Annotated in this window: 17 protein-coding genes; 5 read left to right on the plus strand and 12 right to left on the minus strand. The window is 58.1% G+C overall.

Going from position 1 to position 17,966, the window contains the following annotated elements; translation table 11 throughout:
- Nucleotides 1–22: 22 nt before the first annotated feature.
- From tagV to ACJ8HB_RS07775, 12 genes are all read right to left on the minus strand, one after another.
- A complete protein-coding gene (gene tagV / locus ACJ8HB_RS07720; RefSeq protein ID WP_033638520.1) occupies nucleotides 23–523 on the minus strand; it encodes a type VI secretion system accessory protein TagV in 501 nt (166 codons plus the stop codon).
- Nucleotides 524–567: 44 nt separating this feature from the next.
- A complete protein-coding gene (locus ACJ8HB_RS07725) occupies nucleotides 568–960 on the minus strand; it encodes a DUF4150 domain-containing protein (protein ID WP_004934933.1) in 393 nt (130 codons plus the stop codon).
- Nucleotides 961–976: 16 nt separating this feature from the next.
- Nucleotides 977–1,612, minus strand: coding sequence for a DUF3540 domain-containing protein (locus ACJ8HB_RS07730; RefSeq protein WP_033635020.1), 636 nt, complete (start codon nucleotides 1,610–1,612; stop codon nucleotides 977–979).
- Nucleotides 1,613–1,642: 30 nt separating this feature from the next.
- Nucleotides 1,643–2,710: a pentapeptide repeat-containing protein gene (locus ACJ8HB_RS07735; RefSeq protein WP_047571537.1), complete on the minus strand. Its 1,068-nt coding sequence runs from the start codon at nucleotides 2,708–2,710 to the stop codon at nucleotides 1,643–1,645.
- Entirely contained in the window at nucleotides 2,707–5,259 is a 2,553-nt protein-coding gene (locus ACJ8HB_RS07740; protein ID WP_094859946.1) for a DUF2169 family type VI secretion system accessory protein, read from the minus strand. Before ACJ8HB_RS07740 ends, ACJ8HB_RS07735 begins: the two co-directional genes overlap by 4 nt.
- Before the next feature lie 170 nt (nucleotides 5,260–5,429).
- Nucleotides 5,430–5,930: a hypothetical protein gene (locus ACJ8HB_RS07745; protein WP_047571538.1), complete on the minus strand. Its 501-nt coding sequence runs from the start codon at nucleotides 5,928–5,930 to the stop codon at nucleotides 5,430–5,432.
- A 101-nt stretch (nucleotides 5,931–6,031) separates the two neighbouring features.
- Entirely contained in the window at nucleotides 6,032–6,421 is a 390-nt protein-coding gene (locus ACJ8HB_RS07750; RefSeq protein WP_033647801.1) for a DUF3592 domain-containing protein, read from the minus strand.
- 10 nt (nucleotides 6,422–6,431) lie between these two features.
- Entirely contained in the window at nucleotides 6,432–8,771 is a 2,340-nt protein-coding gene (locus ACJ8HB_RS07755; protein WP_033647800.1) for a type VI secretion system Vgr family protein, read from the minus strand.
- A gap of 809 nt (nucleotides 8,772–9,580) precedes the next feature.
- The gene (locus tag ACJ8HB_RS07760) at nucleotides 9,581–10,615 is read right to left on the minus strand and encodes an NADP-dependent oxidoreductase (protein ID WP_047571539.1); all 1,035 of its coding nucleotides are present in this window, start codon (nucleotides 10,613–10,615) and stop codon (nucleotides 9,581–9,583) included.
- Between the two features lie 85 nt (nucleotides 10,616–10,700).
- Entirely contained in the window at nucleotides 10,701–11,120 is a 420-nt protein-coding gene (uspC, locus tag ACJ8HB_RS07765; RefSeq protein WP_033635011.1) for a universal stress protein UspC, read from the minus strand.
- A 197-nt stretch (nucleotides 11,121–11,317) separates the two neighbouring features.
- The gene (gene ydgT / locus ACJ8HB_RS07770) at nucleotides 11,318–11,533 is read right to left on the minus strand and encodes a transcription modulator YdgT (RefSeq protein ID WP_033635010.1); all 216 of its coding nucleotides are present in this window, start codon (nucleotides 11,531–11,533) and stop codon (nucleotides 11,318–11,320) included.
- 54 nt (nucleotides 11,534–11,587) lie between these two features.
- Complete coding sequence (locus ACJ8HB_RS07775) at nucleotides 11,588–11,950, minus strand: hypothetical protein (RefSeq protein WP_047571540.1); 363 nt, start codon at nucleotides 11,948–11,950, stop codon at nucleotides 11,588–11,590.
- A 928-nt stretch (nucleotides 11,951–12,878) separates the two neighbouring features.
- Between ACJ8HB_RS07775 and flhD the strand changes: the two genes are divergently transcribed.
- The 5 genes from flhD to cheA all read left to right on the plus strand — a co-directional run bounded on the left by flhD (nucleotide 12,879) and on the right by cheA (nucleotide 17,934).
- Nucleotides 12,879–13,229: a flagellar transcriptional regulator FlhD gene (gene flhD, locus ACJ8HB_RS07780; protein ID WP_033647796.1), complete on the plus strand. Its 351-nt coding sequence runs from the start codon at nucleotides 12,879–12,881 to the stop codon at nucleotides 13,227–13,229.
- Nucleotides 13,229–13,813 carry a flagellar transcriptional regulator FlhC gene (flhC, locus tag ACJ8HB_RS07785; RefSeq protein WP_016927281.1) on the plus strand — a complete coding sequence of 195 codons (585 nt, stop codon included), beginning with the start codon at nucleotides 13,229–13,231 and terminating at the stop codon, nucleotides 13,811–13,813. Before flhD ends, flhC begins: the two co-directional genes overlap by 1 nt.
- Before the next feature lie 145 nt (nucleotides 13,814–13,958).
- On the plus strand, nucleotides 13,959–14,849 hold the full coding sequence (motA, locus tag ACJ8HB_RS07790; RefSeq protein ID WP_047025446.1) for a flagellar motor stator protein MotA: 891 nt from the start codon (nucleotides 13,959–13,961) through the stop codon (nucleotides 14,847–14,849).
- A complete protein-coding gene (motB, locus tag ACJ8HB_RS07795; protein ID WP_094859945.1) occupies nucleotides 14,846–15,916 on the plus strand; it encodes a flagellar motor protein MotB in 1,071 nt (356 codons plus the stop codon). Before motA ends, motB begins: the two co-directional genes overlap by 4 nt.
- Complete coding sequence (cheA, locus tag ACJ8HB_RS07800) at nucleotides 15,913–17,934, plus strand: chemotaxis protein CheA (RefSeq protein WP_033653628.1); 2,022 nt, start codon at nucleotides 15,913–15,915, stop codon at nucleotides 17,932–17,934. Before motB ends, cheA begins: the two co-directional genes overlap by 4 nt.
- The last annotated feature ends 32 nt before the right edge of the window (nucleotides 17,935–17,966 follow it).

Below are 17,966 nucleotides of genomic sequence, written 5' to 3' on the forward strand. Positions count from 1 at the left end.
TCGTCGCCCGCAGGCGTGCTGACTACTGGAGGATCCAGGTGGCTGAGCCGGCGTTTTTACACGCCTTGCTGTCGCCGCCGACTTTGACGCAGTCCTGTTTGGCGGCGCGCGCGCGGCGCGGCAGATCTTTGCGCAGCGTCGATTTGTAGCGCGCTTCCGGTACGCCGGCGTTGGCCTGGATGTAACCCACCAGGTCGCCCCCGCGGATGGCGGAGATCGCCAGCCAGTTGTTTTCCACTTCGCCCAGCGCGTAGAACGCGGCGGCGTTGTCCAGGCTGCCGACGGCGGTGCCGGTATAATTCGGGCTGCTCATGATGCTGGCGGCGTACAGGCTGCGGTACTCCTCACCGATCGGCTTGAACTGTTGCGGCGCGCTTACCGCGGCGCGGTGCTTTAGCGTGACGCCGTTGACCTCACTGCTGACGATGGCGTCGTTATTGAGCGCCGGCGGCGGTGGCGGCGGCGTGGAACAACCGGCAAGCGTCAGGGCGGTCAGCAGCGTCAGGGTAATCCGTGTTTTCACAATATCCTCTTCTTGTTTAATGGCTGTGTAATAGGGCGCCGTCATCAGGGCGCAAGCAGCAACACTTTTAATTGGCTCGGCACGATGCGCATGCCGAGCGCGTTGGTGGAATTCTGCAGGCTGAGGCTGGTCAGCCGGGTGGCCGGGGTGCCTTTGAGCAGCACGGTAAAGGCGCCGGTCAGGTGGCGGGACGGCCCCATCACCGTCCCGGAAGCGACGCCGGTGGCCACGCCGGGGTTGTCGCCGTTGGTCAGCGGCGTCACCGTCGCCATGTTGTGCGCCGGGGTGCCGACGAACAGAATGTTGAACGCGTTCGGAATGGCGGTCGGCGCCAGGGCGATATCCGGGTAGGGCACGGGTACCGGCGCCGGGCTTGGCGTCAGACAGACGTCGGGAAACGCCAGGTCCACGCCGATCATTTGGCTGTTGGCAAACATAAAAGGCCTCCGCAGGTTATCCGACGTGGATTTGTTCCGAATCCAGCTTGGTGATGTCTTTTGAAGTAATGAGCGTGTTGCGGGCATGAATGCGGGCGTAATCTTCCGCCTGGTAATCCAGTTGCCCGGCGCGCACGTGCTCGGTCTGGCGCACTTTGCGGAACAGCGAATGGCTGATCTGGCTGACCGAATGCCACAGCGACTCGCAGCGTTTGCCGACCAGGCGGCTGATGCTGACGAAGGCCGACAGCTCTTCGCCGCTGTATTTCATCTTGTCGACCTGGCAGTCGCCGCTGTTGGCCTGCAGCGTCATGGCGTCGCCGCTCAGTTTCAGCGCCTGCGCGCCGTGCAGCGACAGCGAGCCGCTCGGCGTTTCAATGTGCAGATCGCCTGCAACGCTCAGCCGCGCCGCGCTTTGCGGTTCCGCGCGCTCAAGGACGGCGATCGCCCACAGCTGGTGGCCGCAGCCGGCGACCAGCACGCTATCGCCGAGTGCCGGCGTCAGCAGGCAGCTCGCCGCCCGGCGGCAATGCCAGCCGCGGCCTTCGCACTCCACCACCAGACTGCCGTCCGGCAACAGGTTGACGACCTGGCCGGCGGCCTGCTGGGGCGGTGCGATGTTGACGGCGCGGGTTGTGTTGGCAACGCTCATGGTGATCCCCTCGTGAAGTGGTCAATGCATTCAGATTCGGCTCTGGCGCTGTGCGCTCCAGGTTTCGGCGGCGTACAGCTCTTCGTCGCGCTCGAGAATTCCGCTGCGATCGCCCCAGCGCGTTTGCTGCTGATGGGCGCGGTGCATGCGGGTGCGCATAAAGCGCGCGCGGCGGAAATCGGCGGCGCCGATGTCGGCATAACAAAAGTCGGCGTAGGTCAGGTCGCTGTCGCTGAAATCACAGCGCGCCGCGCGGCTGTGCTGGAATACGCATTGATACAGGCGCGCCTGGATGAAGTTGGCGGCGTCCAACGTCGCCTCGCTGAAGATCGCCTGATCGAACTGCCCGCCGCGGCACTGCGCGTGGGTCAGATTGGCCTCCAGCCACAGTGACTGCTGCGCCTGCACGCTCGTCAGGTTGGCGCGCCGCAGCGAAGCGCCCTTAAAGTTGCTTTGACGCAGCGTCGCCTGGCTGAAATCGACGTCGTCCAGTTGGTTATCGGTAAACTGGCAGGCGATCAGGCGCTGCCCGGCGTAACTTTTGCCGCGGTGGTCACATTCGAAAAACGTGACGCGGTCGAAATCTGCCCCTTCAAACCGCGTGTCACGGAGGTTTAATCGGAAGAACGTGACAAGAGATAACCGCGCCTGATTCAACGCAGCGCCGTCGAGCGGGCTTTCGTAAAAGGTGGTGCGATCGTGCTGAGTGGCGGAAAAATTCGCGCCGGCCAATTGGCATGACATCCAGTGGCTTTGGTTGAGCGCCAGCCGGCTGAAGTCGCCCTGTTCAAGCCGGCAGTCGTTGAACATCGTCAGTTCGATATGGCTCTCGCTGAAGCGGCCGCCCGACATGGCGCACTGGTTGAAGGCCGTTTGCTTCAGGTTCGCCCGTGCAAATTGCGCCTGTTCGAGCCGGCAATTGCTGAAGACGCTGTCGCGCAGATCGCAATCGGAGAAGTTCACGCCGTTCAGGTTCAGTTCGTTGAACATGCCGCCGGCCAAATCCATACCGGCGAATGACAGGCCGTGCAAATCCTCACCGACAATCAGCTCGCCGCGTTTCACGCGCTGGCGTATTTGCTCTGGCTTTGAGGTCATACTTCCTTCCCGTTGTGGCGAGGCAATGTTTTCACCCTGGCGGTATAGGCGCCCTCGAGCCGGGTCGCCTGATCCACTTGCGACTGCGACAGGTCGGCCCGGAACAGATTGGCGCCCTGCAGGTCGGCGCCCGACAGCACGCATTTTTGCAGGATCGCCGCAATGAAATTGGCGTCGCGCAGGTTGGCGCGAGACAGATCGCTGCGAATGAACAGGCTGCCGCTGCCGTTGGCCTGACGGAAATCAGCCTCGTTCAACCGGCTTTCCGACAGGTCGCAATTATTGAGACGCGCACGGCTGAAATTGGCCCGCTGCAACGGCATCTGGCGTAAATTGCACTGGTTTAGCGTCGCGTCGCTGAAATCCGCCTGCGGCAGCAGCGTCTTTGCCGCGAAGGCGCAGGCCGTGAGGCGTGCGGCGCGGAAACTGAGGTTTTGCGTCTCGGTATCAACCCAGGCGCAGCTTTCCAGCCGCGCCCGATCGAAGTTCACCGCCTGCAAGCGGCATTTGACGAAGCTGACTTTGTCTAGCCGGGCGTGGCTGAATGTCAGCTGCTCCAGTTGCAACTCCATCAGCGTAATGTTGGCCAGCGTGGCGCGGCTGAAATCACACTGCCCGAGCAAGGTTTCGTATCCCAGCAAATCGCGTAATGAGGCCCTCGTGAAATCGCAGCGTTGAAACAACGTTTGCTGAATGTTGGTTTCGTGCAGCTGCGCGCCGCCGAAATCCGTCGCTTCGCATTTCGCCAGGGCCAAAGAGGCGTGGCTCAGATCGGCCTGCTGCAAGACGGCGCCGCTGAGATCGGCGCGCGCCAGCATCGCCTCGCGAAGGTCGCAACCCACCAGTCGGGTTTGGCGCAGATTGGCGTTTTCCAGCAAAGCGCCGCGCAAGTTAGCCTGGCAGAGATCCATGCCGGACAGATCGGCGCCGGTGAGATCAAGACCGCTGAGATCCTTATCGCGCAGCATGGCGGCGGTGACGCGTTGGCGAATGATTTGCGCCAGATCGCCGCTTAAACGCAGCGCAGGGCTTTGCGCCTGTGCCGACATTAAATACATTTGGTGCAGCGCGCGCTCGCTTTCCCCCAGCTGTTTTTCGCTGAACGCGTCGGGATGCCGGCGCGCCTCCTGGAACAGTAGATCGCGCTGCTGCTGGTAGCTTTCCGCACCGGATGGCGGCACGTGATCCCCACCGGGATTGCGCGGATCGATACCCTCGGCTTGCGCCAGCTTGAGCATGTCCTGATACTGCGCCTCGGCCTGGCTTTCCAGACGCTCGACGAATTCGGCAAGCTCGTCCAGCTTCGGCGGCGCGTCTTGCGACGGCAGCGGGAACAGTTCATCGATGTCCTGGCCTTCACGCAGCAGGCGCTGGCGGTGCTCTTCGCGCTGCCGGTGCTCGTAGGCGGCGATATTTTCCGCCATCGGGCTTTGCTGCGTCGGCGTTTCCGTATCCAGCCAGGCGCCGATGCACGCTTCCGGCAACAACTCTTGCTCACGAAACGCGTGCAGAGCACCCCGTTCCTTATCCAGCCGCTGGGTCAACACCTGCCGATAATGCACGGTGGAGCGGGACTCGCCTTCGATTTCCAAAGCCGGCATCAGCTGCATCACGTCGGCGGCATCGTCTTCATTGATGCGTGTGCTGCCCTGATAAATCAACAGCATCTGTTCCCGATGGGGGAAGAACCAGACGGTGGTGTGGCGCATCGCGATTTCTTCGAAATGCGTTTCGTCGCCGCGCAGCCGGTTGATGAAACAGCGTGTGCGCCACGGCGGCAAATGACCTTGCTGCACCGGTTCTGAAGGGTGCATGTTCCAAATTCGATAGGCGGCGCGGGGCGGCAAGCTGTCGCGTTGAGGAAACTGCTGATCGCTTTCCGCCATGTTGAACAGGCGCCAGTCGATATCGTTGGCGAAGCCGGGAAAGCCGTTTTTCAACCAGTCGGCGTCGTAGTTTTTACCGATGCGGGAGAAGCGGCGCGGCCAGGTGATATCCAACGCGTCAAAGCTTGCCGGTTGCGCGCTTTGCCGAGGAGACGCGAGGCGCCCCTGCAGCGGTTCAACATTGGGTAGGCGATGGATGCGGCCCTGCGGAAATGTTTCTGGAGTGGCGCCGATGCCGTGCGGATTATCGGCGAACTGGGTGCCGCCGTAAGCCCGGCGCCAGTCCAGACGCATTTCTGCAAAAGGGAGGGGAGTGGAGGGACGATCGTTGATCCAATGGCGATCGCCGAAAACCACCAGCGTTTTTTCCAGCGAATCCAGCTGGATCTTTACGGCGCAAGCGGTTTTGTCTTGTTGATGGTGGGTGTAGGCGTTGCCGGTAGCGAGAAACTCCGCGCAGGCTTTGGGGATAGCCAAATCGAGCACGCCGCCGCTCAGCGTGAGTTCTTCGGCGGCCAACTGCCACAGCTCCGGTTCGGGGCGCAGGCGCGGGGAAGCCCCCATATCGGCCAAGGCCAAAACGGAAACGCCCAGATGGTTTTGCCCTTGCCAAGAGAAGGGGCGATGAAGCGCGCTGAGGCGCAGAGGTTTTACGACTTTCATTGTGTGTGTAAAGCTTCCTGTGGATATCAGCTGGCAGCCAGGCTGCTGCTCAAAAACAATCCGTTTTTCGGTTTAATAGATATCAGGCTATGTCACAACAGATGAAGAAAACGATGCGGCGTTCAGCGCCGATCGTTAATGCGGGGAGGGCCCCGCTTCGAAAGGGATGATCAAGAGGACAGTGCGCCGTCCTTCCCGTTTATTCCGCGAGCCAACAGCACGACGGCGACGGACAATGCCGCGGCGATCGCCTTGGCGATAAATTGGCCGGCGCTCTCCAGGTGATAGGGGGCAAAAAACTCGACGTCGGCGGTGCCCAGAATCAGCAGCGCGGCGAGCGCCGCAAAACAGGGCAGCTCTATCGCCAGCGCCAGTCTGCCGGTGGGCGCCGCACCCAGGTAACCCATCAAAAAGCCGGGCAAAATCAGGAACCCGATCAATTCTGCGGGGGCATTCACCGCAGACATCACTTGCTGGTTGTATTTCAGCAGCGCCAGCATCAGCGCGACAAAGATCAGCAACCGCGCAGGCAACGCGGCCGCTCGGCTGGCCGACAAAAAGGTTTTGCCGATCGCGGCGAGCAAGACGCAGCCAACCAGGATGCCAAAGAAGGTAAACAGGATTTGTCCCCAGAGGCTGTCCTGCGTCGAAAAGGCAATGAACGCGCCCATCGTGACACTTCCTTATGCAAGGTGAGTTAGCGAACCGATGAACGATAAGCCGTTGGCAGAGCGTTGCAATCGGATCGCGTGAGTGAAAGGAGCCTTTTCGCTCAAAGCCGGGAAAGTTCTTCGATCACCGCTTTTTTGGGGTTCTTCGGGTCGTATTTGATCGCGGTGAAATGGCCCGGCTGATAACGCGGCAGATCCACGACGCTGATCGGGCCTTTCGCCACGGCCGTATGGTTTTTTCCGTCTTGGGCGATGTATTTGACTTCGACTTCGCAGACCGGCCGATTCCCGTCCCACAGGTTGGTCTGGCGAATGCTGACGATTTGCCCGGAGGCGGAAATACCGTTCTCCATCACGCTGAGGGAAGAACCGATATGTTTGAAATAACCCCAGATATCGACCGTGATGAATTTGAAAAAACCCACCAGGCTGAGGATAGGAGCCAATAAAATCAACCCGATAACGGTGAGAACATTTTTGGCCTTCGACATGGGAGTCCCTTTATAAAAAGATCGCCAGCGCCTTGGTGCTCAACCGTAAGGCGCCGTTGGTCACCAGCGCGCCAAGCTGAGTGAACGTCATGGGATCGTTACTGAGCTTGAAATTGGTTTTGCTGATCGCCAGCGGATTGTGCGAGATATCCAGCATCGTGTGTTTCAGGCTGGCTCCTGTCAACGCAAGATTGGAGCCGTAGAAGGCGAAGTTGGCCCCGGTCGCCACCCATTTCCAACCGTGGCAGTTATCTTTCCAGCTCGGTGTCTGCACCGACACGCCGTCCGCGCTGGTGATGTTGATCGTTTTCGCTTTGATGGTCAGCGTACCGGTGATCGTCGTGCTCTGATCGTTTTTGTAGGTCTCGGTGACATTCCCAGTGACGGTAGCGGTTTGGCCGCCGCCTTTAACCGTCAATTCCTGCCCGCCGGCGGTGATGGTGGTGTGCTGCCCGCCGGAGGTGATGTTGACCGTTTGCCCTTGCTTGATGGTGCTGGTTTGTTGCCCTTCGGTAATGTCGAGGGTCTGATTGCCCTTCACCGTGACGTGTTGGGTTTGCGTAATGTTTTGCGTCTGCGCGCCGTCAAGCTTGAAGGACTGATTGCCGGTGATGTCGATTTTATCGCCGCCGTCGATAATCGTCAGGTCGCGGCCGCCTTTGATGTTCACCGTCTGGTGGGCGTTCAGGTTGGCGGTTTCCAGCCCATCGACGGTGGTGGTGCGTTTCGCTTTGTACAGGAACGTGGCGTCGCCGGTGACGGTGTCGTCCTGCTTGCGGCCGATGGTGGTGGTGCGGCTGCCGTCAATATTGACGTTCTTGTCGTTTTCCACCGTCATGTTCATGTTGCGTTCGGCGTGCATGTCGAAAGATTCGTTGCCGGGCGAGTCTTCCAGGAACAGGAAGCTGGCGTTGTCGGCGCCGCCGCCTTTGCTGCGGCTCATAAAGCCCATTTTGGTGGCGTCGCCGGGCAGATCCCACGGCGGCATGCTGTCTTCGTTGTAAACGCGGCCGGTGATGATAGGGCGATCCGGATCGCCGTTGATAAAGTCGACCACCACTTCTTCGCCCACGCGCGGGATCTGGATCCCGCCGTATTTCCAGCCGGCCCAGGCGCTGGAGACGCGCACCCAGCAGGAACTGGTTTCATTGCCGCTGCCGTGGCGATCCCAACGGAATTTGAGTTTCACCCGGCCATATTTATCGGTCCAGATGCTTTCGCCTTCCGGCCCCACCACTTCGGCAGTTTGCGGGCCGTGAGTTTTCGGCCAGGGCGTGATGCGCGCCGGGCGCCAATTGATGTCCGCCGGAACGACCTGAAATTCGGTACGCTGCTCGCCGACGTCGTTATCATTGCTGGCGTAGCTGTTTTCCTGCATGAAGTAATGCGCGCTGACCACCAGGTAGGCGCGGTTGTCCTCCATACGCGGCGCCTGGATCAGTTGAAAACGGTAGCCGGGCGCAATGCCCTGCGAACTGCCTTCGCCGCTCATCTGCTCGTGCTGCGCTTCGAACTCCTGCTGGCGAACCTTGACGTAAAACTGGCCGTGGGCGTGATCGGTATAACGCCCGGGCCAGTCGAACACCTCGGCTTTGTCCTGCGCGAACGAGGCGGGATTCTGCCGCGCCTCCAGCAACCGCGCGCGCGGCTTGCGAAAATCGTAGTCATCCAGGCTATACAGGCTGGGCGTGATGGCGTCCGAAACGCTCCAGCTGTTGATGCTGTCTTTGTTTTCCACCAGGCCGCCTTCCGCGAGCTGATAGGGAATGCTGGCGTAGCCGGCGAGTTCCTGATGCGCCGACGGCGCGTCAGCCAGCACCAGCGTATGGCCGTCTTGCTGGTGCGTGAAATAGTAATAGATGCCTTCGTGCTCCATCAGGCGACTGATGAAATCGAAATCGCTCTCCTGGTACTGCACGCAGTACCCCCAGATGCGGTAGTCGTAACTCAGGCGGTTATCGATTTTCACCTGATACTGCCCCAGCACCTGAGTCAGGATGTCGGGAACGGTCTTTTCCTGGTAGATGCGAAAATCGCGGTTTTGCGTCAGATACCACAGCGTGGGGCGCAGCACGGCGCGGTAGATATAGTAACGGTTGCCGCCGGCTTCCCTTCCGGAGAGGGTCATACGCGTGATATTGCCGTTGAGATAGCGCGGCGCCAGCGGATTGCCCCGCAGCTCCAACGTGATTTTTTGTCCCAGCAGCGCTTTCAGATCGAGCCGATTGTCGGGGCTGAGCAGCTCGACGTCGAACTCGAACAATCCGGCCAGTTTTTCCTCACCGGAAAGGCTTCTGAACAACAGCTGATGGGAGGGCAAAGGCGTGTGCGCAATGATAAGGCGATCCATACTATTCCTCGCTTTAGGCATAGCTACCGCACGAGAATTGACGCGCGATCCCGATGGCGTATCTGTCACGAATGGAGACAGGAACTGACGAAAGATTTAACAAAGTTTACACAAAGGCACGATTTGTGCAGTCTACAATAGAGCTCTGCATTTGCAAAATAGCCTTGTGGATCAATGCTCAATTCGTTAACTTGCTCACGATCTTGGTTTTAATCATCTAAAACATATACATGCGAGTAGATCATTTTTTATCTCAAATTATTGGATAATTGGTAATACCAAAAAATAAATCTGTAACACTTAAGTCAACATGCTTATAAAACAACTCTTTTTTTACGTAAAAAAAGTCACTGACTGTTTTTTATCCTTACCATTTGCCACTTAAAGATGATCAAATATATAAATTTTACGAATGTTAATTCGGATGATTCCTATTTGGTGGGCGTGGAAAGCCCCCTCTGCAGGCCGTTGGTCGAGGGGTTGAACGATTGATAATGCAGCAATTATTAATGTGGACAGGGAGCGAAGGCGATTTGGCTTATCAGGCCGCAGAGCCAGATTAAGACCGAGTCGCGCTGCGCCTGCCGGCCGGCGATCGGCTCAATGGGGAAAGACGTGATGGCCAATTCGTCAGGCAGCGGGAGAATGAGTACGCGTTGCGCGTTTGCCGGTGGCAGCGCATCCGGGCAAGCCGCTGGCGGCGAGGGTGGAAGCGGTGCGCACTATCGTGCAGGTGACGCTGACGGTAGAGGAGGATGTGCGATTCGGCGACTAAAAGCAGGGCGTGGTGTACCACGCCCTGCTAGAGGTTATTCGTCGGCGACGCGGATCACCAATTTGCCGAAGTTTTTACCCTGCAGCAGGCCGATAAACGCCTGCGGCGCCTGCTCCAGCCCGTCGACGATGTCCTCGCGGAACTTGATTTTCCCCTGTTCGACCCAACTGCTCATTTGTTGCAAGAACTCGTCAAAGCGTGAGCCGTAGTCGTCGAAGATAATAAAGCCCTGCATACGGATGCGTTTGCGCAGGATCAGCCCCTCCAGCAGCGGCAAGCGGTCCGGCCCCGCAGGCAACCCGGTGGCATTGTAATGGGCGATGATGCCGCACACCGGAATGCGCGCTTTGGTGTTCAACAGCGGCAGTACGGCGTCGAACACCGCCCCGCCGACGTTTTCGTAATAGATGTCGATGCCTTTAGGGCAGGCGGCCGCCAGCTGTTCGGCAAAGTCAGGGGCGCGGTGATCGATGCAGGCGTCGAAACCCAACTCTTCCACCACATAGCGGCATTTTTCCGCCCCGCCGGCGACGCCGACGACGCGACAGCCTTTCAGCTTACCGATTTGGCCGACCACCGAACCGACCGCCCCGCTGGCGGCGGCCACCACCAGCGTTTCCCCCGCCTGCGGTTGGCCGATGTCGAGCAGCCCCATGTAAGCGGTAAATCCCGGCATGCCCAGCACGCCCAGCAGGCGGGAAGGATGCGGCAGGTGCGGGCCGAGGTTGCGCAGGCCGCTGCCGTCAGACAGGGCGTAATCCTGCCAGCCGTCATAACCCAACACCCAATCGCCGACGTTGAAATCGGGATGCTGTGAAGCCGCTACGCGCGATACCGTGCCGCCCACCATCACCTGACCGATCTCCACCGGCGGCGCGTAGGAGGGGGCATCGCTCATGCGCCCGCGCATATAAGGATCCAGCGACAGATAAACGGTGCGCAGCACCAGCTGTCCGGCGCCGGGCTGCGGTGCGGGGACGGTATCGAGTCGGAAGTTGGCCGCCGTCGGTTCACCGTGCGGACGCGAGGCCAGCAGGAAGCGGCGGTTCTGTTGAGAAGAAGGGGACATCGAAAGCTCCTTTGCGTTGCGACAAACAAGATGCGTTAAGCCTAGTCCAGGGGCGGCAAGGCAACGTTACCGAATGTGCTTAGCCTTAGAGCGGAACGATCAGCACGTCGATATGGCTGATATTGATAAAGCGGGCGGCGGAACAGGAGACCTTATTCATCATGCCGTCGCGATGATTGCCGCAGATCAGCAGGTCGAACGGCTGACGGCGGCTGGCGTATTCCAGGCTGTCACCCAGCTCGCCGTGCACGATCAGCGCATCGGCGATCGGGTAGCCGGCGCGTTGACGCAGTTCCTCCATAAACAGCCGGGTTTCCTCCTCCATCAACGAGCGCAAATCCCCCAGCATCGGCCCGGCGAAATTATTGTACATTTCCGGGTTGGCGAGGGTGCTTAACAAGGTGATGCTGCCGCCGTAAGGGCGGACGATGGAGACGGCTTTTTCCACCAGGCGGTGGCTGTCAGGGGCAACGGCGACGGTGACCAGAACGTTTTGATACCCCATATCCCACTCCTTGTTGTATCCATCGCATTTCAGGCTGCCGCATCGGCGGCCTTGGCGGAGGTACTGCGTCGGATAAAGGGTAGAGCCTGGCGGGGGGAATAAATGTGTTTCGCATCACGCGCGGCAATAAAAGCCGAATTTACCCCGGTTATATAGCAATAAAAGATAAAACCGTTGCCGCACGTAATTTCACTGAATTAAAGCACCTGCGCCCACAGCGTTTTCGGCACCTTGCCCAGATCGAACAATTTACCGGCTACCAGCTCGGCGCGACGGTGGTCGGCGGCGCGGTACATGTTGCTCATTTCTTTATCATTTTCAATGGAGTAGTTCAGTTTGTCGTACACCTTCTCCAGGCTGTCCAAAGAGGAGCATTTACGGAATGTCAGCAGATATTCGAGCGTATCGGTCATGATTAAAATATAGCCTGTTAATAGTTAAAGCCGGGTGAATAACACATCGGCGGCTCACGGCGACGCCGTCGAGGCAGCGATGTACGACCTGACAAAAATCATTTCAAGTAGATAAATTGCACCGGGTAATGATGTCACGCCGCACGTAGCGGCGCTTTGATAAATCATAATATGCCAGTGCGCCGTCAGCAATCTCATCCTGCTGATAAACGGATAAATAGGGAAAGTCTCAGGGCGGCTGACGGCCGACGCGTCGTCGTTCTTGCCGTGCACAAGCTCGCGGCGCCGCGCCAGGCCATCTTTTGCGGTGATTTTTTCACCGTCCGTGGTGCCGCTGCGGCATTGGGCGGTGTTTGTCGTCGTCGCTTGCGCTGAAAAGCCGTTTTTCTCGATGGGGAAATATGAAGAGTAAAACAAAACTGCGTTTTATTTTATGACAATGAAGTGATGAAAACGTAAGCCATGTAAATAATCTCTGGGGGAGAGAGAATTATCACGGCGACAGAAAAAGAAATAAAAGGCATTAAAGTTTTATGGATTGCTGCCGATATGTCGTTTTGGGGAACTCTAATGTAGAAAAAGCATTCTTGCATCGCGCTAATACGGAAACATATCGTTACGTCTGTTAGCTTGTTCACTACGCCTGCGAATCATTGATAAGTCATAATCACCTGATGCGGAAAATTAGAACAGCTTCAGGCTGAGGGCTTAAGTCAAATCCGATAGCTAATAACCTTATAGTTTACACAGGTTATTTTTCGGCTTGGATATTTTTTAGTAACTCAAATGGTTATTTATACTGAGTTTGTCGCCTATATACAGATTTTTGTTCTGTTATTTTGGTTTGGTGATGCTTTTGTTCGAATTGATCTAAAAAAGATAATTTTTTGGCGGATAAACATTGTTTTTAAGACGTTTTTTTACCTATGGCTATTTTGTGAACAAAATGACGGTTAATAAGTGAGCGTATTTGGGTGTATTTGGCTTAATTATTTTTTATTTTTGTGATCTATGTCACATTGTATTTAAAATTGCCTCTCACTTACATTGTGTGTGCTAATGGTTCGGGGGTAGAGTTGCGCTGCTTTAGGAATAATCTTATTAAATTTGTAAAAATAGTTTCATGGTGACTAAACACTATCGAAGCAGAATGCTGTACATCCATACACGTTGGTTTACGCTCGTAGCAAATACTGAACAGTGGTCAAATTTAGCGATTGTTGAAAATTATAGCAGTCGTTTTTGAGAGATTAATTTGCCAGCTTTGGGAAACAACCCAGGTCACGGGCGATAAAATTTATCACCCAGCGTATGTTTTTAAACATAGTCTGTCGGGATGGGGAATATGGGTACGTCTGAATTACTTAAGCATATTTATGACATCAATCTGTCATATTTACTTTTAGCACAGCGTTTGATCAACGATGAAAAAGCCTCCGCGATGTTCCGTCTTGGTATTGATGAAGCCATGGCCGATGCGCTGGCGCAGCTGACTTTGCCGCAAATGGTGAAACTGGCCGAGACCAACCAGCTGGTTTGCCACTTCCGCTTTAACGAAAGCCAGACCATCGAACGCCTGACCAAAGAGTCGCGCGTCGACGATCTGCAACAAATCCATACCGGCATTTTGCTATCAAGCCATTTACTGCAAGAGCTATCGAGTAAAGACGCTAGCCCGACGAAGAAAAGAGCCTGATGATGGTTGAGAAAAGTATCGTTCAAGAAGCCAAGGACATTCAGCTCGCCATGGAGCTGATTTCGCTGGGAGCCCGATTGCAAATGCTGGAGAGCGAAACCCAGCTCAGCCGCGGGCGCTTGATTAAACTTTACAAGGAGTTACGCGGCAGCCCGCCGCCAAAAGGAATGTTACCGTTCTCAACCGACTGGTTTATGACCTGGGAACAAAATATTCACTCGTCGATGTTTTACAACGCCTACCTGTTTCTGATGAAAAGCGGGCAGTGCAGCGGAGTGGAGGCGGTGATCAAAGCCTATCGCCTCTACCTGGAGCAGTGTCCTCAGCAGGCCGGCGAGGCGCCGTTGCTGGCGCTGACCCGTGCCTGGACGCTGGTGCGTTTCGTCGACAGCGGCATGCTGCAGCTCTCTGCCTGCAGCTGCTGCGGCGGCGCATTTATCACCCACGCGCACCAGCCGCTGAACGGTTTCATCTGCAGTTTATGCCAACCCCCATCCCGCGCCGTAAAAAGACGTAAACTTTCGCCGCAACTGGCCGATATTATTCCTCAACTGCTGGACGAGCAGGTCAAACGCGCCATTTGAGCCGCCACATTGCCGGCTCTCGGCAATGAATACCGACGTGTGATACGCAGGGGCGGCATGCCGCCCCCAGACATGCAGCCTGGTCTGTCGCGCCAGGGCGCGTTTGCCCCACCTTCCATCCACTTTGTTAATTTAAGGAATGCGTGTGCTAGTTATTTTGGGTTATCTGGTGGTATTGGGTGCGGTGTTTGGCGGCTACCTGATCGTGGGCGGCCATCTCGGTGCGTTGTATCAGCCGGCGGAGTTTCTGATTATCGGCGGGGCGGGGGTCGGCGCTTTCATCGTCGGCAACAACGGCAAGGCAATCAAAGCCACGCTGCGCGCGCTGCCGCGGCTGATGCGCCGTTCCAAATACAACAAAGATCTGTACATGGATCTGATGGCGCTGCTGTTCCGCCTGCTGGCCAAATCGCGCCAGCAGGGCATGCTGTCGCTCGAGTTCGATATCGATAATCCGCAAGAAAGTGAAATTTTTTCTAATTATCCGCGCATCCTTGCCGATAACACCCTGGTGGAGTTCATTACCGACTATTTACGGCTGATGGTGAGCGGCAATATGAATGCGTTCGAGATCGAAGCGCTGATGGACGAAGAGATCGAAACCTACGAGCAGGAAAGCGAAGTGCCCGCCGGCAGCCTGGCGATGGTGGGCGACTCCTTGCCGGCGTTCGGTATCGTCGCGGCGGTGATGGGGGTGGTGCACGCCTTGGCTTCGGCCGATCGGCCGGCCGCGGAACTGGGCGCGCTGATCGCCAACGCCATGGTCGGTACTTTCCTCGGCATTCTGCTGGCCTACGGCTTCATCTCGCCGCTGGCCACGTTGCTGCGCCAGAAGAGCGCCGAAAACGTCAAGATGATGCAGTGCATCAAGGTCACGCTGCTGTCGAGCCTGAACGGCTACGCGCCGCAGATCGCCGTCGAGTTTGGCCGCAAAACGCTGTATACCACCGAACGTCCTTCTTTCGTTGAGCTGGAAGAACACGTGCGCCGCGTGAAAGCGCCAGCGCAGCAGGTGACGGAAGAAGAAGAAGCATGAAACAGAATCATCCGGTCGTTCTGGTCAGAAAGCGCAAGTCGCATCATGCCGCCCATCACGGCGGCTCCTGGAAGATCGCCTATGCCGACTTTATGACGGCGATGATGGCGTTCTTCCTGGTGATGTGGCTGCTGGCGATCGCCAGCCCGCAGGAGCTGACGCAAATCGCCGAATATTTCCGCACGCCGCTCAAGGTGGCCCTGACCAGTGGCGACAAGAGCAGCTCCGAAAGCAGCCCGATCCCGGGCGGCGGCGACGATCCTACGCAGCAGCACGGCCTGGTGAGAAAGCAGGTCGATTCGCCGGACAAGCGCGCCGAAGAGCTGCGCCTGAACAAGCTGCGCGAAAAGCTGGATGAATTGATTGAGTCCGATCCGCGCCTGAAGGCGCTGCGCCCGCATCTGCTGATCAACATGATGGACGAAGGGCTGCGCATCCAGATTATCGATAGCCAAAACCGGCCGATGTTCAAAACCGGCAGCGCGCAGGTCGAGAGCTACATGCGCGATATTCTGCGGGCGATAGCGCCGATCCTCAACGATTTGCCCAACAAGATCAGCCTGTCCGGCCACACCGATGATATCCCTTATGCCACCGGCGAGCGCGGCTACAGCAACTGGGAACTGTCGGCCGATCGCGCCAACGCCTCCCGACGCGAGCTGATCGCCGGCGGCCTGGCGGAAGGCAAGGTGCTGCGGGTGGTGGGCATGGCGGCCACCATGAGCCTGAAACAGCACGGCGCCGATGACGCGATTAACCGTCGCATCACCGTGCTGGTGCTGAATAAGCAAACGCAAGAAGGCATCGAACATGAAAATGCCGAAAGCAACGCGATGGATATCGCCCAGCCGGGCAGCCTGAAACAGCTGGCGCCGTCGGCGACTGCGCCGGCCAGCCAAACGCCGGAGCCCTCGGCGGCAGCCGCGGAGCCGGCGGCGTCAACGCCAGCGCCGAGCGTCACAGCGCAGGCATCCCCGGCGATAGCCCCGGCCGATCAGGCGCCGGAACAACCGGCGGCCGCACCCGCACCGACTAACCGCGACTCACAGCCAGAGGTGACCCCGTGAGCATGGACATTAGCGATTTTTATCAGACCTTCTTTGATGAGGCGGACGAGTTGCTGGCCGACATGGAGCAACATCTGCTGGAGCTGGATCCGCTGGCCCCCGATATCGAGCCGTTGAACGCCATCTTCCGCGCGGCGCACTCGATCAAGGGCGGCGCGGCGACCTTTGGCTTTTCGGTGCTGCAGGAAACCACCCACCTGCTGGAGAACCTGCTGGACGGTGCAAGACGCCAGGAAATGAGCCTGAGCACCGAGATTATCAACCTGTTTCTGGAAACCAAAGACATTATGCAGGAGCAACTGGACGCCTATAAAACCTCGCAACAGCCTGACGCCGAAAGCTTTGAATACATTTGCCAGGCGCTGCGCCAGCTGGCGTTGGAAGCGCAACAGCAGCAGGCGGCGCCCGCGGCTCAACCGGCCGTTCAGCAGCCTGTCGTGAAGCCGGCGGCCGCGCCGGCGGCGATCGAAGGCGGCATGCGCATCAGCCTGAACGGGCTGAAAGCCAGTGAAATCCCCTTGATGTTGGAAGAGCTGGGCAACCTCGGTGAGGTTAAAGACCCTCATCAGACGGAACACAGTCTGGACGTGACGTTGCTCACCTCCGCCAGCGAAGACGACATCAGCGCCGTGCTGTGCTTCGTGCTGGAACCGGAACAAATCAGCTTCTCGACGCCGACGCCGAGCGAACCGGCCGTCGCAGAAGCTAGCTTACCGGCAGCGGTCGCCGTGCCGGAACCTGCGCCAGCGCCGGTCGCCAGCGCCGCGCCGCCTGCCGCTAAACCGGCCGCCGCAGCGGCGGAAGCGCCGAAAGCGCGCGCCAAGGCGAGCGAGTCCACCAGCATTCGTGTGGCGGTGGAAAAGGTGGATCAGCTGATCAACCTGGTGGGCGAGCTGGTGATCACCCAGTCGATGCTGGCGCAGCGCTCCGGCACGCTCGATCCGGTCAACCACGGCGATCTGCTGAACAGCATGAGCCAGCTGGAGCGTAACGCGCGCGATCTGCAGGAGTCGGTGATGTCGATCCGCATGATGCCGATGGAATACGTCTTCAGCCGCTACCCGCGCCTGGTGCGCGATCTGGCCGGCAAGCTGAACAAGCAGGTGGAGCTGACGCTGCAGGGCAGCTCGACCGAACTGGACAAGAGCCTGATCGAACGCATCATCGATCCGTTGACGCACCTGGTGCGCAACAGCCTCGATCACGGTATCGAAGAGCCGGCCACCCGCATCGCCGCCGGCAAATCGGCGGTGGGCAATCTGGTGCTGTCGGCCGAACATCAGGGCGGCAACATCTGTATTGAGGTTATCGACGACGGCGCCGGCCTGAACCGCGAAAAAATTCTCGCCAAGGCCGCGTCGCAAGGGCTGGCGGTGAGCGAAAGCATGAGCGACGAAGAAGTCGGCATGCTGATCTTCGCGCCGGGCTTCTCCACCGCCGAGCAGGTGACCGACGTTTCCGGCCGCGGCGTCGGCATGGACGTGGTGAAACGGAATATTCAGGAGATGGGCGGCCACGTCGAGATCCGTTCGCAGGCCGGCAAAGGCACCACCATCCGCATCCTGCTGCCGCTGACGCTGGCGATCCTCGACGGCATGTCGGTCAAGGTGAACGACGAAGTCTTTATCCTGCCGCTGAACGCGGTGATGGAGTCGCTGCAGCCGCAGGCGGAAGATCTGCATCCGCTGGCCGGGGGCGAACGCGTGCTGCAGGTGCGCGGCGAATACCTGCCGCTGGTGGAGCTGTATCGGGTATTCGAAGTGGACGGCGCCAAAACCGACGCCACGCAGGGCATCGTCGTTATCCTGCAAAGCGCCGGCCGCCGCTATGCGTTGCTGGTGGATCAACTGATCGGCCAGCACCAGGTGGTGGTGAAGAATCTGGAAAGCAACTACCGCAAAGTGCCGGGCATCTCCGCCGCGACCATTTTGGGCGACGGCAGCGTGGCCTTGATCGTCGATGTCTCGGCGTTGCAAACCTTGAACCGTGAAAAGCGTCTGACGGACGCCGCCGCATAATAATGAGTTTATTGATTTAAAAGGTGAATGAT

The organism is Serratia sp. CY27727, from assembly GCF_052169275.1.
GTDB lineage: Bacteria > Pseudomonadota > Gammaproteobacteria > Enterobacterales > Enterobacteriaceae > Serratia > Serratia sarumanii.

Bases quoted from the DNA above. Each gene is read 5' to 3' on its own strand.
- ydgT (WP_033635010.1), bottom strand. From the start codon at position 11,533: ATGACCGATACGCTCGAATATCTGCTGACATTCCGTAAATGCTCCTCT.
- flhD (WP_033647796.1), top strand. From the start codon at position 12,879: ATGGGTACGTCTGAATTACTTAAGCATATTTATGACATCAATCTGTCA.
- ACJ8HB_RS07740 (WP_094859946.1), bottom strand. From the start codon at position 5,259: ATGAAAGTCGTAAAACCTCTGCGCCTCAGCGCGCTTCATCGCCCCTTC.
- ACJ8HB_RS07725 (WP_004934933.1), bottom strand. From the start codon at position 960: ATGTTTGCCAACAGCCAAATGATCGGCGTGGACCTGGCGTTTCCCGAC.
- ACJ8HB_RS07750 (WP_033647801.1), bottom strand. From the start codon at position 6,421: ATGTCGAAGGCCAAAAATGTTCTCACCGTTATCGGGTTGATTTTATTG.
- ACJ8HB_RS07745 (WP_047571538.1), bottom strand. From the start codon at position 5,930: ATGGGCGCGTTCATTGCCTTTTCGACGCAGGACAGCCTCTGGGGACAA.
- ACJ8HB_RS07755 (WP_033647800.1), bottom strand. From the start codon at position 8,771: ATGGATCGCCTTATCATTGCGCACACGCCTTTGCCCTCCCATCAGCTG.
- uspC (WP_033635011.1), bottom strand. From the start codon at position 11,120: ATGGGGTATCAAAACGTTCTGGTCACCGTCGCCGTTGCCCCTGACAGC.
- flhC (WP_016927281.1), top strand. From the start codon at position 13,229: ATGATGGTTGAGAAAAGTATCGTTCAAGAAGCCAAGGACATTCAGCTC.
- ACJ8HB_RS07760 (WP_047571539.1), bottom strand. From the start codon at position 10,615: ATGTCCCCTTCTTCTCAACAGAACCGCCGCTTCCTGCTGGCCTCGCGT.
- ACJ8HB_RS07735 (WP_047571537.1), bottom strand. From the start codon at position 2,710: ATGACCTCAAAGCCAGAGCAAATACGCCAGCGCGTGAAACGCGGCGAG.
- ACJ8HB_RS07730 (WP_033635020.1), bottom strand. From the start codon at position 1,612: ATGAGCGTTGCCAACACAACCCGCGCCGTCAACATCGCACCGCCCCAG.
- motB (WP_094859945.1), top strand. From the start codon at position 14,846: ATGAAACAGAATCATCCGGTCGTTCTGGTCAGAAAGCGCAAGTCGCAT.